Raw genomic sequence first — 13,677 nt, 5'->3', positions numbered from 1 at the left:
CATGACTGTCTCATCCCCTTCTGTCATTCTGGTTGGCCCACAAATGGGCGAAAACATTGGTGCGGCTGCCCGCGTCATGGGCAATTTCGGCCTCTCCGATCTGCGTATCGTTTCGCCAAGGGATGGATGGCCCAACCCGGCGGCTGATACCATGTCCGCAGGTGCGTTTGAGGCTGGCGTCGTCACGCCGACCGTTTTCGACACTCTGGAAGATGCCGTCGGGGACATGTCATATCTGCTGGCAACGACGGCGCGGCAACGCGGAATGGAAAAACCGGTCTTCACGACCGGACCTGCAGTCGAAAAACTGCAATCCCACGCAGGAAAGACCGGCGTTCTGTTCGGTGCAGAAAAATCCGGCCTGCCGAATGAGGCTGTTGCGCTTTGCGACGCCATTCTGACCTATCCCGTCAACAATGCCTTCGCATCGCTAAACCTCGCGCAGGCTGTCGGCGTGTTTGCACACGCCTGGGCAGCCTCCGATGCGCCCGACATCCCGGAAGGCGTCGGCGAGACAGCATCACGCGAAGAACTCGTCGGCATGATGACGCATTTTGAGGGCGAACTTGAACGCGCCGGGTTCTTCTTTCCGGAAGCCAAGAAGGCCGTCATGGTTCAGAACCTGCGCAACGCCTTCACCCGTGCCGGCTGGACCTCCCAGGAAACCCGCACGTTTCGCGGCGCAATCAAGGCCCTTGCAATTGGACGTGGCAAGGCTCGCATTCAGCGCGAAGACTAGCCCCCGCACACCCCGTCTCTCATTTGCAACAGCTCACAGTATTTTGAGAATGACTCTCAAGAAAGCGCTTGCTCGCCCGAGTCTTTTTTGCGAATGAGACGCAAAATATATTTCAGAAAAATCAGAAAGTCCTGTCATGAAGCTTTCAGCCATTCGCTGCGTATCTGCCTTGGCGCTTGCTGCCTCCCTGCCCGCCATGGCGCAAACAACAATCGACACTGATGAAGAGCTGCGCCTGGAGAGTGTCGAAGTCAGCTCTGGTTCTCAGGTTTCCCTGACCGAGCCCTATGCGGGTGGACAGGTTGCGCGCGGCGGCCGGAACGGCCTATTCGGCAATATCGACTATATGGACACGCCCTATTCCAGCACAGCCTTCACTGAAGAACTGATCCGCAACCAACAGGCGGAAAGTGTTGGAGATGTGCTGCAGAACGATCCGGTTGTTCGCCTGGCTAAAGGCTTCGGCAATTTTCAGGAACTCTATATCGTTCGCGGCTTTCCTGTTTACTCCGACGATATGACGTATAATGGCGTTTACGGCATTCTGCCCCGTCAGTTTGTTGCCGCCGAGTTCATTGAACGCGTCGAAGTGTTCAAGGGCGCCAATGCTTTCCTGAACGGCGCAGCCCCCGGAGGCTCAGCCGTTGGCGGTGCCATCAACCTCGTTCCGAAGCGCGCTCCGAATGAAGACATAAATCGTCTGACGCTCGGATATGAACAGCAATCCATTCTGTTTGGTGCACTCGATGTTGCCCGACGCTTTGGTCAGAATGATGAAGTCGGCGTCCGCGTGAATATCGCAGGTCGTGATGGCGAAACATCGATTGAGGATCAGGATCGCGAACTTGGCGTTCTGTCCTTTGGCAGCGACTATCGCGGAGACCGCTTCCGGGCATCCTTCGACATTGGTTATCAGGACAATCATATCGATGCGCCGCGCCCTCAGGTCACCCCACTTGGCGATATTCCGGACGCCCCTGCAGCTGACAGCAATTTCGCTCAGCCATGGACCTATACAGATGAGCGCCAGCTCTTTGGAGTTGTCCGTGGCGAGTATGACGTGACAGACAATGTGATGGTCTGGGCCGCCCTCGGCGCACGTAATGGTGAAGAAGACAACGTTCTGGCGAACCCAAGCGCCAATGCAGACGGCACGACAACGGCCTATCGCTTCGATAACACCCGTGAAGACGACGTCATTTCGGCCGATCTCGGCGTGCGCGCAGACTTTACCACAGGCGGGCTTGAGCACCGATTGATCCTGTCTGGTGCATCGACACAGCTCGAATCCAAAAACGCTTATGCGTTTTCAAGTTTTGCCGGATTTGCGAATGATCTCTATCGACCAACCGCCGTGACCATGCCTGATGCTGACTTCTTCATTGGCGGTGTGCTTTCAGATCCGCTCAAGACCGAAGAAGCCACCACATCAAGTATCGCACTCGCGGACATGATCACCATGCTGGATGGACGTCTGATCACGACCCTTGGCGTTCGCCAGCAATGGATCGAAACCAAGTCGTTTGACTACAATTCCGGCGCAGAACTCTCCGCCTATGACGAAAGCGCGCTTACGCCGTCTGTCGGTGTGGTCTACAAGATGACAGACGCCTTGTCCTTCTACGGTAATTATTCTGAAGCTCTGCAGCCTGGCTCAACGGCGCCGTCTGTCAGTGGTGGTGTCACCATTATCAATGCCGGTGAGGTGCTCGATCCTTACCGCAGCGAGCAATATGAAGCTGGCGTCAAATATGATGGCGGCAATTTTGGCGGTACAGTTGCCCTCTTCAATCTGTCGAAACCAAATCCGATTGTGGTCAATCAGGTCTATTCGGCATCAGGAGAGCAGGAAGTCACAGGTGTGGAAGCCAGCGTGTTCGGTGAGCCAACAGAAGGTCTTCGGATCATTGCTGGCATGACGTTGCTCGACCCGGAGCTTTCCAACACGCAGGATGGTGTGGATGAAGGCAATGACCCAATCGGCATTTCTGACCTTCAGGCAAATGCCAATATTGAGTGGGATGTGCCAACCATTTCAGGTCTCACTCTGGATGGTCGCATCGTCTATACCGGCGAACAGTATGTCGACACGGCCAACACCCAGCAACTCGATGCCTGGACACGGCTCGACATTGGCGCACGCTACACCATTCCAATGGAAACCAACGACCTGGTCCTGCGGGCACGAATCGAGAATCTGACAGGCGAAGATTACTGGGCGTCGGCAGGCGGCTTCCCGGGTGCCAACTATCTGGTACTTGGCGCACCTCAGACGATTTCCGTCTCTGCAACGGTATCCTTCTAAAACGGATCAGGGGCGGTTTTCAGAAACCGCCCCACCCTCTAAAAGTTCAATCATGATGACAGCCCGCTCCATCCGCTTCTGGTCTTTTCTCCACAAATGGACGAGCCTTATCTGCACCGTCTTCCTGCTCATGCTCTGCCTGACAGGGCTGCCTCTTATTTTTCATGACGAAATTGAAGGCGCCTTTGAAACGGGAGACGTGTGGAAGCCCGCCAATCCGGACGGTCCATTGCTGAGCCTGGATGATATCCTCGCTGCAGCCCTCGAGAACCGGCCCGGTGAAGTCCCCCTCTTCATGAGTTTTGATGAGGACCGCCCGGTTGTGAATGTGACCACCGGTCCGACGCCTGACGCACCGGGCAGCCAGATGCATTTTGAGCGATTTGACGCTACAAGCGGCGAGATCGTGCCCGCCCCCACAGTTGATGGCGGCGTTATGGAGTTCATTCTCCAGCTGCACACGGACATGTTTCTGGGCTTGCCCGGCATGCTGTTTCTCGGCGCGATGGGAATTCTGTTCGTCATCGCGACCGTATCTGGTGTCGTTCTTTACGCTCCGTTCATGCGAAAACTGGACTTCGGAACGCTGCGCCGGAAGAAATCAGCCCGCACAAAATGGCTCGACTATCACAACCTGCTGGGCATTGTGACACTTGCCTGGGTGCTGGTGGTGGGCGTGACGGGTGTGGTGAACACCATCGCTGTACCGTTGCTGGAAACCTGGAAAAATGACCGACTTGCCGATCTGACAAGCGAATTCGGTGACGCACCTGTCGCAACCCGTCTGGCATCTGTTCAGGACGCTGTTGATCGCGCGAGCGCGGAAGCGCCCGGCGCATGGGTACAGTTTGTGGCCTTTCCCGGCGGAGACTGGTCGACCGATTACCATATGGCGATTTTCATTCGCGGTAGCACCTCACTGACCAGCCATATCGTCACGCCAGTGCTGATCGAAGCGGAAACCGGCGAGTTCGCCGGCATGCGTGCCATGCCCTGGTATATGAAAGCTCTGGCCTTTTCCGGACCGCTGCATTTTGGTGATTATGGTGGCATGCCGCTGAAGGTTATCTGGGCTTTGCTTGATGTGTTCAGCATCATCATTCTTGGTAGCGGACTGTATCTCTGGCTCGCAAAGGGACGTCGCAGCCATCCGGTGCCACGTTCGCAGCTGGCTGCGGAGGCTGCCGAATGAAACGCATACCACTCATGCAGGCGACCTTTGCCTTGCCCGTTCTTCTCGCGCTGTCGAGCCTGATCGGTCTGACCCTCGCCCTGCTTGGGGATGGCCTTCTGGATGTTGGCTCCTGGATTTTTCTTGGCATTCCAGTGGCTGTGATTGTCTGGCTATATATACGTGCAGCGCGTCAGCCATAGACATTGACGTTGTCTGACGGGCGTATAGATGTCTGAACATGTCTGAAGAAGCGCGCAAACCAAGCCCCGTTCAACTCGTCCTCTGGGCGACGCCTGCACTTGTGGCTCTTGCGCTGACCATCTTCTCGCTGATCGTGCATAAAGGCGTAGAAATTGGCCTTGGCGGGCTGCTTTTCGGTATTTTGTATTTCATCATCCGGATCGGCTCATTCGGGCGCGATACACCGGCTCAATAAACAGACTGACGCCACGTCAGAACTTGCGCGATGCGGCGCTGTGTGGCCCTTCTGCTAGCCGGGAGGAACAACACATGATCACGCTTTACCACTGTGCCAATGCACGTTCATTTCGCGCGCTCTGGATGCTGGAGGAAGCCGGGCTGGACTATGAGCTGAAGCTTCTGCCCTTCCCGCCACGCGTGCGCCAGCCAGAATATCTGGAAGAAAACCCGCTTGGCACAATTCCGCTATTGATTGATGGCGAGACCCGCATGACCGAGTCTTCGGCAATCTGCGAGTATATTGCAGCCAAATACGCGCCGGAACTGGGCGTGCGTCCTGATGAAAGCAGTTTCGGCGCTTATCTTAACGCGCTACACTTTGGCGAAGCGACGCTGACCTTTCCGCAAACCCTGGTGCTTCGCTACACGATGCTGGAACCAGAGGAACGCCGTCTGCCGCAAGCTGCCGAAGATTATCGCAAATGGTTCCTTGGCCGCCTGAAAGGGCTCGGCCGCATTCTGGAAAACAGCGACTATGTTGCTGCCGACCGGTTTACCGCTGCAGATGTGTCTGTCGCTTATGCAATACTTCTCGCAGGCAGTCTGCGCATCGAAGAGGCCCTGAACGACCCGAAAATTGCGGCTTACTGGGAGCGCATGAAAGCGCGAGACGGTTTCAAGCGGGCCAAACAAGCGCAAAAATTGGACGGATAGGCAGACCGGCATTGCGCGGCTAAGCTTCAGACGGTTCATTCGGGAGGTTTCATGTTTCGCGCACTCATACTTTCAACTCTGGCAGGCACACTGTCATCAACGACGCTGGCGCATGCCGGTCCCGACAAAGACTGGCGCCCTGTACCCGCAGAGCGCCTGCTGATTCTGACCCTGGGATCCGGCGAGGTGATCCTGGAACTGAATGACGATTTCGCACCCGCGCATGTGGCGCAGTTCAGCCAGCACGTGTCTGAAGGCCTCTATGATGGCGAACGCTTCTATCGCGTCATTGATGGCTTTGTCGCGCAGGCGGGCCTGCAGGATGATGAGGTGGTCGAGGAATATCCGAAACTGACAAACGAGAATGACCGGCCACTTTCCGATACGCCGTTTGCACCGCTTGGCAATGAAGACCTCTTTGCTCCTGAAGCTGGCCATATGGCAGGCTTTCCGGTCGCGCGGGATGCAGAACTTGGGCGTGAATGGCTGCTCCATTGCCCGGGCGCCCTTGCGATGGCGCGCGATACCGATCCGGACACGGGTTCAACCGAATTCTACATCGTGCTGGATGCTCAGCGCTATCTCGATCGGAATCTGACGGTATTTGGTCGGGTGCTGTCCGGCATGAAGCATGTGCAGGCGCTGACACGCGGTGACATGTCGATTGCGGGCGGCGTGATTCAGCCACCGGCACAAGGCGACTTGATCATATCTGCAAAGCTGGCCTCTGACATGCCAGAAGCAGAGCGTCCGAGCTGGGAAGTCATGGTGACGCCATCAGATCGGTTCGAAGACTTCAAAACCTCGAAACGCGTCCGGGAAGAAGCGTTCTTTTATCGAAAGCCGCCCGAGATTCTGGATATTTGCAGCTTTTCCACCCCGGCCAGACCCGCCCCCGATAAAGGCGAATAATTTCAGAATTCCACCCCATCCTGAACATGTCCAAATGTTTAGTTGGGCCCATGCGCGCGCTCGGCTAATTCGATCCTACCGCTTTCGTTAAATCGGTGACAGATCGTCGATTTAACTTGATTCGATTCTGTTTAACGATAATTCCTTATCGATAAACAGAATTGGAGATTTTATGCCGGGCGGACCGGAGCCATTTTCCTACTTAAGCGATCCAGCATTTCATCTCTTTGATATTGATGCCGATGCCCGGCAGCTGATTTTTCTTCAGACCACCGAACAAACCCTTCGCCAGTCGGCATTCCTCGACGGGCGCACAGCCATTTCCGTTGATGGACGCCTGCACCGTCTTCCCTTGCGCAAAGCATTGGATCAGACAGCAGATACAAGTCTCGATCCCCACCCTCGCTTTTTGCTGCACACGTCATTCTGCGGATCAACTCTGCTTGCAAATGCCATACAGGCCGCCAGCAATGTGCTGGTACTGCGCGAACCAAATATACTGGTTCAGCTGTCGAATCTGAAAGCGGCGCGGCACAAGCTAAGTCTCGACAAGGCCATCTGGCCGACGCTCATACAACTGACGCTCAGCCAGCTCGGCAAGACATGGTCTCCCGGCGCTGTACTGGTCAAACCATCCAACTGGGCCAACACGCTCCTCTCCGACGTCAAAACCACAGACGGCCCCCTGTCCGCCATGTACATGACCATGAGCGAAGATGCCTATCTGCTTGCCAATCTACGCGGCGGCAAGGAAAGGCTCGCCTATTCTCTCCAGCTGATGAACCATTTGCTGAACTCAGGCCTGATGGATCGCAGCGCCGTGCTGGAGGTCGAGCGCGGGCAGCATTCTCCCATCGGGCGGTTACTGCGCTTGCTGAGCCTCACGCATCGCGCACAGCAACATATCCTCAGTGATCAGCTACCGGATGCGGTCGCGCTGACACTGCCCGACTTGCAAAATGACCTACGGGGCAATCTGCTCATTGCAGGAGACGCGCTCGGTCTGACGATAAATCCTGTCTGGGCGGACCGAAAGCTCGGCGATGTTTCTACCCAGCATGCCAAGAATGGCTCGGAAGTTTTTTCTACCGATGTGGAAGCGGCTGAAAACCGACGCCTTCGAAACACCTTTGCCGCTGACTTCGAGGATCTTGCCAACTGGAGAGATACACCTGCTCGCGACACGGCCTAGAAGGACAGTGTCCCACTAATGTGAGGGCTGGCTCTTCTCTGATGCGAGTGGATGGTTGTCCAATTGCCGGAGTTCGATGGTCTGCGTCGGGAAGGCAAACTCGATATTGCGCTCGCCAAAGACTTCCACGATCCGTCGGTTCACATCCGAACAGTGAGAGAGATAGGTGAACCAACCACGCTCAGTGTCGCGCTGGCGCTCACCCGGCTTGCCAAAGAAGTAAAAGTGGAATGCGCGAATGGTCAGCCAGCTATCGCCGAAGCCAAAGAAGGTGACATGTGGCTCGGAATCTCGTCCTTCGCGCATCGCATCTTTCACCACATCTTCGTCGTTCAGAACGTCGTGAAGGGCTTCAATCGCCCGGTCGAGCTCATTGGCGTCAGAGCGATAAGGCACAGAGATGTCGACGCTGCGACGTATATAACCGCGACCAGACAGGTTCTGAATTTCCGTGTCGATGAACATCATGTTGGGAAGCGTCACAAGCGTACCGCTCAACACGGTGACTTTGGTCGCCTGCAGCTCGATATCCTCCACAACGCCGACATGTTCGCCCATATCCCCTTTGAAGATAATCCAGTCGCCGACCACGAAGGGTCGGTTCATGAAGACGGAAATGGCCCCGAACATGTTCTTCACGGTGTCCTGTGCAGCCAGAGAAAGCACGAGCGCAACCACACCAAATCCGAGGAAAACGGCGCCGATATTCACGGAAAAAATGACCTGAAGAATGAAGATCACAACCAACAGGATCAGGGTGACGCGCGTGACTCGTTGAATGAGCGTGATCAACATGCGGTCATATGGATTTTTCTTGGCACGCAGATGGAAAAGCGACGCGGTCATGTCGATCAGCGACAGCAGAAGGAATGTCACCGCCAGCACCATGAGAAAACGCGGTATTTCATAACGCAGCGTTTCAAGCACGGGCCCCAGTTCCAGCAATCCCATTGCATAGGTAAAAACGACGGTGAAAATCGTCACAGCACCGGCCCGGCCAACACCGCGAATGGTGGCCGAAATGAATTTCCTCGGTGCTTTCTCTGAAACCCAGCTCATCCCAAAGGCAAAGCCCCAGCCTGCAATGCTACCAATGACGAGTAGCCCGACAACAGCCAGCCAGTCGAGGAATGAGTTCTTGCTCAAAAGCGGATCAAAGACCTGAACGAAATAACCTTCGGAGGCACTCGCTCCATATCGGGGCGGCAAAGGTTCGAGTGCGTCTTGTAGATCGGACAGGCCTTGCATGGTCAGTCCCGAAAAGCGCCAATCGCCCTCTCCCGACCTGACAAGCGCGACGACGGAATCTGCAGGCGGATTTGTGCGCTCCCATATCCAGCTATGAGCGTCGCCGCGTGGAAAGAACTGAAAACGATTGTCGCGGGAGCTTCGCTCTCTTGAAGGCCCTGGCGCATCAGTGGGCGCGATCGGGCCAAGACGCAGAAGTACATGATAGAGCTTCAGAGCGTCGTCAGCCGTAGCCCCGTCCGGCAAGCATCTTAGCGCGCGCTCAAAACCCACATGATTGTAACCGCGTTCGACGAGCGCCATCGCGTTCATGAAGGTCATGAGCGTATCGCGGGGGCTTTCAAGAGAATTGAAAAGCGGATCTTCAATCAGATCGCGTTCTTCGCGCGGCTGAATCTGCTGCACCAACGCTCGGCTGCCGTCGTCTATGGCGCCAATAATCTGAGAGAACACGCCGGGTTTGCTGGCTGTACTGTCCTTTTCGCTGCTCCCACCTATCGCCTGAGCGGAGCTGGTCGGGATGAGAAAAATGGAGAACAGAAAGGCAGCGATAAACTTTGGGATCGGTCAAATCTTTCGGTGAGTGCGGTCGCGGTTGCGACTGGAAAACGCCAGACCGGTCAGTTTGTTCCCGCATTCAAGCAATCGCCCTCCCTGAAAGCAAAAAGCCTCTGCGAATACGCAGAGGCTTTCGGATTTGGCATGAAACCAGCGCTTATTCCTGCCAGCCGCAAGAATTGCTCTCATTCTGCTCTTTCAGCCAGACAACCAGCGGATCGAAATACTCGACGATGGCAGAGCCATCCATCTCGCGTGTGCCAGTAAAGGCCTCCAGAACGTCTGGCCAGGGCTTGGAAGCCCCCATTTCCAGCATAGCATTGAATTTCTCGCCAACTTCCTCATTGCCGTAGATGGAACAACGGTGGAGCGGGCCTTCCCAGCCAGCTTGCTCACAAGCGGCTTTGTGGAACTGGAACTGCATGATGTAGCTGAGGAAATACCGCAGATACGGCGTGTTGCCTGGAATGTGGTATTTCGCACCCGGATCAAAGGCATCTTCCGGACGTGGCCCCGGAGGAATGATGCCCTGATTGGCTGTGCGCAGCTGCCACCAGTAATCATTGTAGGCGTCCGGCGTGGTTTCGCCATCGAGCACGCTCCAGCGCCACTCATCGACGGTCAAAGCGAATGGCAGGAAGGCGATCTTATCGAGCGCCGTGTTCAGCAGAAGCGCAATGTCTGCGTCCTCTCCCGGGATCTGATCTTCTGTGATCAGGCCGATCTGTTCGAGATAATATGGCGTGATGGACAGAGAAACAAAGTCGCCGATGGCCTCATGGAAGCCATCATGAGCGCCATCCTTATAAAGATAATCGACGTCCTTATAAGCTCGCTGATAGTAATTGTGCCCCAGCTCGTGGTGCACCGTGTAGAAGTCCTCGGCATTGACCTCCGTACACATCTTGATGCGAATATCCTCTTCGTCATCAACATCCCATGCAGACGCGTGACAGACGACTTCACGATCGTCAGGACGCACGATCATCGAACGTTCCCAGAAGGTTTCCGGCAAAGGCTCAAAGCCCAGCGAAGAGAAGAACGCCTCTCCGGTTTCCACCATCTTGATCGGATCATAATCTTTCTCGACGAGCTGCTCTGTCAGGTCATAGCTCGGCGTAACCAGATTATCGGGCTTCACGATCGGGTAGATATTGGACCAGGACTGCGACCACATATTACCCAACAGGTCCGCCCGGATCGGGCCGCTCGCAGGCTGAATCTCATCACCATAATATTCGTTAAGCTTGCCGCGTGTGTAGCAATGCAGTTCGTCGTAAAGCGGCGTAACCTGTGACCAGAGGCGGGAAACCTCTGTCTTCATGTCGTCTGCAGACATGTCGTACTTCGACAACCACATCTGATCGAGGCTTTCATAACCGAGCTCACGTGCGCCTTCATTGGCAATCTCGACCATGCGGGCATAGTCATCTTTCATCGGTGGAGAAATCGTGCGCCAGCCTTCCCAAACGGCCTTCAATTCTTCCGGGTCGCGGCTGGTTTCAATGATGGTCGACAGTTCATCGAGGTTCAGCTCTTCACCTTTGTATTCAAACGTGCCGGTCCCGTAGGTTGCGTCCAGACCCGTCGTAATCTTCGAGAGCTCTTCAGCTGCGCCTTCCGTGGACGGAGCAGGCAGAGTTATACCGGACTGCAGGCGTTGCATTTTGCGTCGAAGGTCGGCCGGGAGCTCGACATCCTTGAAGCGCTTCGTTGCGTTTGCGTATTCAACAGCAATCTTTGTCGCGCGTGCGCCTGCTTCAGCCGCTGCAGCGTTGGTTTCGTCTGTGATGTTGGTTGCCTGAGCCCAGTAGACCGGGGCTGTGTCCTTGGACAGCTGGCCTAGTTCTTCATCGGCTTTTTCCAGAAACGCACGCGCCTCTTCTACGGTCGGCAGCGCTTCCGTTGTGGTTTCTTCTGCTGCGGGTTCAGCCGGGGTTTCCGTCTCTTGTGTACAGCCAGCTGCGATCAGTGTCAGCGCGCTTGCGCTGGCGAGTATATATTTCAGTTGCATGTTGGTTCGCCCTCCATTTGCGAGAAACAAGCGCCTGCCAGCCTGTTTCGTCAATAGGAAGCCGCAAGAAGATTGCCGAGTTTCCGGCCCCCTTGAAAGGCTGGTTCACGATCGGTCGAAGCATTGGGAAAGGCTTTCACCAAGTGAACGCCCCCGCGCTGAGAAGCGCAAGGCGAGTAAATGTACGTTCACAATATTAAACCTTCTTCATTCACCATTATGACAGCCCGTTTAGAAAGCCATTTTCAACAGAAATAATCATCATTTTTTCTATTAGTTTCTGAGGGTTGCGAACATTTTCGGCTTCACTGAAATTCGTCCGAATGCGTGCTTTCACAGACACACATGAAACTTGCCCGGAATTCATTGGAACGGACCCTTTTTTTGGAGTGTTTCCCTGACCAACTCGCCGAGTGGCGGGGACAACAACTCCGAAAGGATACGACATGTTGAAGACAATTCTGGCGGCAAGCGCCGCAACCGGCCTGGCCATGACCGCACCGGCTTTCGCACAAGAAGACACAGGGTTCTATGCTGAAGGCGGGTATCAGTATCTGAACATTGAGCCGGATGGCGCAAACAGCGGCGTCGACACAAACGGCATTGGTGGCCGCCTGGGCTATCAGTTCAATCCAACCTTCTCGCTCGAAGGTGAAATCGCCACAGGGATTGATGATGGCGAGTTCGACTACAATGTCGATGAAGATGAGTTCAATCTCGATGACAACAATGACGGCGACTTCGAAGACACCATTGCTGCTGCTGGCGATATCGAAATGAACTATCTGGTCGGCATCTATGGTAAAGCGCAGGTACCGATCACAGAGCGCCTCGACGCCTATGCCCGTGCAGGCTACGCCTATATTGACGTCGACGCCAAAGTGCAGACGCCAGGCGGCACGGATCTGGCGACAATCTCAGATTCTGAAGATGGTCCGGCCTTCGGTGCTGGTCTGGAATATGACTTTACCGACAAGCTCTACGGCAAGGCCGACTACACCTATTATTCCTTCGAGGAAACGGATACCGATGGTGTGATGGTTGGCCTCGGCTATAAATTCTAGGTCCTGAGCGTCCGGAAAAAAGAAAACCTCCCAGACACATCTGGGAGGTTTTTTTATGATCTATTCCGCTGGTTCCAGGCGGATCAAGCGGCCGCCATCTTCATCTTCCAGAACGTAAATCGCACCGTCCGGGCCCTGTTCGACCTCCCGGACACGCTTGCCCCACTCATAGCGGGCGGCTTCAGTCGCCGTTGTTTCCATCGTGCTGGATTTGCCACCCGCGCCCTGATTATCGAGCGGGGTCTGCTGAAACTCGACGCGGATCAATGCCTGCGAGGAGAGACCGCCAATAAAGGCGTCGCCCTGCCAGTCTGCAAATGCCTCACCATCATAAATGATAAGGCCTGCCGGGCTGATCACTGGTGTCCAAGAGATCGCCGGGTTTTCATAGATCGGGAAATCCTCGTGATTTCCGAAGAACTGCTTTCCATTGTAATGTTCACCATTGGAAACAATGGGATAGCCATAGTTCTCACCTTTGAGGATGAGGTTCAGCTCGTCTCCGCCGGAAGGCCCCATCTCATGAACCCAGAGCTGGCCATCACCGTCAAAAGCCGCGCCAAGCATGTTCCGGTGCCCCAGCGACCAGATCGTGTCTGTCACGCCGCCCGATCCGTAAAACGGATTGTCTTCGAGCGGTTCTCCGTCTGTTGTGACGCGGATAATCTTCCCAAGATTCATATCCATATTCTGCGCCGGGGAAAATTTCTGGCGTTCACTCGATGTGATGATCAGATTGCCGTCCGGCGCCACCACGAGGCGCATGCCATAATGGCCATTTCCAGGAACTTTCTGTGACTGGCGCCAGATGACTTCCCGATCTTCGAGCGCGCCACCTGCTTCGGTCAGCGTCAGCACAGCCTTCTCGACCGCAGCGCCGCTCAGCGTGTCATCTTCCGGATCGCGCTCGACATAAGACAGAAACACGGTGTTGTTCTGCGCAAAGTCTGGATGAAGGATGATATCGCCCAATCCGCCCTGATTGCGTTTCGTCACCACCGGCACATTGGTGATTTCGCCTGCCTTGGAGCCATCAGCGTTGAGGAGCCAGATTTTACCGGCCATCTCGGTTACAAGCGCGCGCCCATCCGGCAGAAAGGTCATTGCCCAGGGGCTGTCAAAGGTTTCAAGCGGTGTCGCCATTAGGGCGGCGCCATCACTGGACAAGATCTCGAGGGCTTCTGTTTCCTGAGCAAAGGAAAATGGCGCGCACGCCAAAGCTGCGGCGGAAACCGTCGCGAGCGAAAAGGTTCGTTTCAACATGAGAGTCCTCTGGTTCGTTCTGTCACGCGCAAAAGCACGCGTGCTTCAGCAACGCCAGAGCCGCTCAAATGTTT

Annotated in this window: 12 protein-coding genes; 9 read left to right on the top strand and 3 right to left on the bottom strand. The window is 55.3% G+C overall.

Going from position 1 to position 13,677, the window contains the following annotated elements; all coding sequences use genetic code 11:
- Nucleotide 1: 1 nt before the first annotated feature.
- The 8 genes from ACFQDM_RS04420 (at nt 2) to ACFQDM_RS04385 (ending at nt 7,456) form a co-directional block, all read left to right on the top strand.
- A complete protein-coding gene (locus tag ACFQDM_RS04420) occupies nt 2-739 on the top strand; it encodes an RNA methyltransferase (RefSeq protein ID WP_377376000.1) in 738 nt (245 codons plus the stop codon).
- Between the two features lie 136 nt (nt 740-875).
- Nucleotides 876-3,044, top strand: a complete 2,169-nt coding sequence (locus ACFQDM_RS04415) for a TonB-dependent receptor (protein ID WP_377375998.1) — start codon at nt 876-878, stop codon at nt 3,042-3,044.
- A 55-nt stretch (nt 3,045-3,099) separates the two neighbouring features.
- Nucleotides 3,100-4,236 (top strand): PepSY-associated TM helix domain-containing protein, encoded by a 1,137-nt coding sequence (locus ACFQDM_RS04410; RefSeq protein ID WP_377376347.1) that lies wholly within the window; start codon nt 3,100-3,102, stop codon nt 4,234-4,236.
- On the top strand, nt 4,233-4,418 hold the full coding sequence (locus ACFQDM_RS04405; RefSeq protein WP_377375996.1) for a hypothetical protein: 186 nt from the start codon (nt 4,233-4,235) through the stop codon (nt 4,416-4,418). Before ACFQDM_RS04410 ends, ACFQDM_RS04405 begins: the two co-directional genes overlap by 4 nt.
- Before the next feature lie 38 nt (nt 4,419-4,456).
- Entirely contained in the window at nt 4,457-4,654 is a 198-nt protein-coding gene (locus tag ACFQDM_RS04400) for a hypothetical protein (protein WP_377375994.1), read from the top strand.
- A 74-nt stretch (nt 4,655-4,728) separates the two neighbouring features.
- Nucleotides 4,729-5,352: a glutathione S-transferase family protein gene (locus tag ACFQDM_RS04395; protein WP_377375992.1), complete on the top strand. Its 624-nt coding sequence runs from the start codon at nt 4,729-4,731 to the stop codon at nt 5,350-5,352.
- Between the two features lie 51 nt (nt 5,353-5,403).
- Nucleotides 5,404-6,264 (top strand): peptidylprolyl isomerase, encoded by an 861-nt coding sequence (locus tag ACFQDM_RS04390; RefSeq protein WP_377375990.1) that lies wholly within the window; start codon nt 5,404-5,406, stop codon nt 6,262-6,264.
- Nucleotides 6,265-6,436: 172 nt separating this feature from the next.
- Nucleotides 6,437-7,456, top strand: coding sequence for a hypothetical protein (locus ACFQDM_RS04385; protein ID WP_377375988.1), 1,020 nt, complete (start codon nt 6,437-6,439; stop codon nt 7,454-7,456).
- 15 nt (nt 7,457-7,471) lie between these two features.
- Here the strand turns inward: ACFQDM_RS04385 and ACFQDM_RS04380 are convergent, their stop codons facing one another.
- Together ACFQDM_RS04380 and ACFQDM_RS04375 are read right to left on the bottom strand one after the other, a co-directional pair.
- On the bottom strand, nt 7,472-9,157 hold the full coding sequence (locus ACFQDM_RS04380) for a mechanosensitive ion channel family protein (protein ID WP_377375986.1): 1,686 nt from the start codon (nt 9,155-9,157) through the stop codon (nt 7,472-7,474).
- Nucleotides 9,158-9,419: 262 nt separating this feature from the next.
- A complete protein-coding gene (locus ACFQDM_RS04375) occupies nt 9,420-11,276 on the bottom strand; it encodes a M2 family metallopeptidase (RefSeq protein WP_377375984.1) in 1,857 nt (618 codons plus the stop codon).
- Nucleotides 11,277-11,722: 446 nt separating this feature from the next.
- Between ACFQDM_RS04375 and ACFQDM_RS04370 the strand changes: the two genes are divergently transcribed.
- Entirely contained in the window at nt 11,723-12,340 is a 618-nt protein-coding gene (locus tag ACFQDM_RS04370) for a porin family protein (RefSeq protein ID WP_377375982.1), read from the top strand.
- Nucleotides 12,341-12,400: 60 nt separating this feature from the next.
- On the opposite strand, the gene ACFQDM_RS04365 is transcribed toward ACFQDM_RS04370, so the two are convergent.
- Nucleotides 12,401-13,603: a PQQ-dependent sugar dehydrogenase gene (locus tag ACFQDM_RS04365; RefSeq protein ID WP_377375980.1), complete on the bottom strand. Its 1,203-nt coding sequence runs from the start codon at nt 13,601-13,603 to the stop codon at nt 12,401-12,403.
- Nucleotides 13,604-13,677 lie beyond the last annotated feature (74 nt).

Source organism: Ponticaulis profundi (genome assembly GCF_042659465.1).
GTDB lineage: Bacteria > Pseudomonadota > Alphaproteobacteria > Caulobacterales > Hyphomonadaceae > Ponticaulis > Ponticaulis profundi.
Note: the sequence above shows the minus strand (reverse complement) of the source record. Positions and strands in the feature narration are given on the sequence as shown.

Bases quoted from the DNA above. Each gene is read 5' to 3' on its own strand.
- ACFQDM_RS04390 (WP_377375990.1), top strand. From the start codon at position 5,404: ATGTTTCGCGCACTCATACTTTCAACTCTGGCAGGCACACTGTCATCA.
- ACFQDM_RS04405 (WP_377375996.1), top strand. From the start codon at position 4,233: ATGAAACGCATACCACTCATGCAGGCGACCTTTGCCTTGCCCGTTCTT.
- ACFQDM_RS04415 (WP_377375998.1), top strand. From the start codon at position 876: ATGAAGCTTTCAGCCATTCGCTGCGTATCTGCCTTGGCGCTTGCTGCC.
- ACFQDM_RS04410 (WP_377376347.1), top strand. From the start codon at position 3,100: ATGACAGCCCGCTCCATCCGCTTCTGGTCTTTTCTCCACAAATGGACG.
- ACFQDM_RS04370 (WP_377375982.1), top strand. From the start codon at position 11,723: ATGTTGAAGACAATTCTGGCGGCAAGCGCCGCAACCGGCCTGGCCATG.
- ACFQDM_RS04375 (WP_377375984.1), bottom strand. From the start codon at position 11,276: ATGCAACTGAAATATATACTCGCCAGCGCAAGCGCGCTGACACTGATC.
- ACFQDM_RS04385 (WP_377375988.1), top strand. From the start codon at position 6,437: ATGCCGGGCGGACCGGAGCCATTTTCCTACTTAAGCGATCCAGCATTT.
- ACFQDM_RS04400 (WP_377375994.1), top strand. From the start codon at position 4,457: ATGTCTGAAGAAGCGCGCAAACCAAGCCCCGTTCAACTCGTCCTCTGG.
- ACFQDM_RS04395 (WP_377375992.1), top strand. From the start codon at position 4,729: ATGATCACGCTTTACCACTGTGCCAATGCACGTTCATTTCGCGCGCTC.
- ACFQDM_RS04420 (WP_377376000.1), top strand. From the start codon at position 2: ATGACTGTCTCATCCCCTTCTGTCATTCTGGTTGGCCCACAAATGGGC.
- ACFQDM_RS04365 (WP_377375980.1), bottom strand. From the start codon at position 13,603: ATGTTGAAACGAACCTTTTCGCTCGCGACGGTTTCCGCCGCAGCTTTG.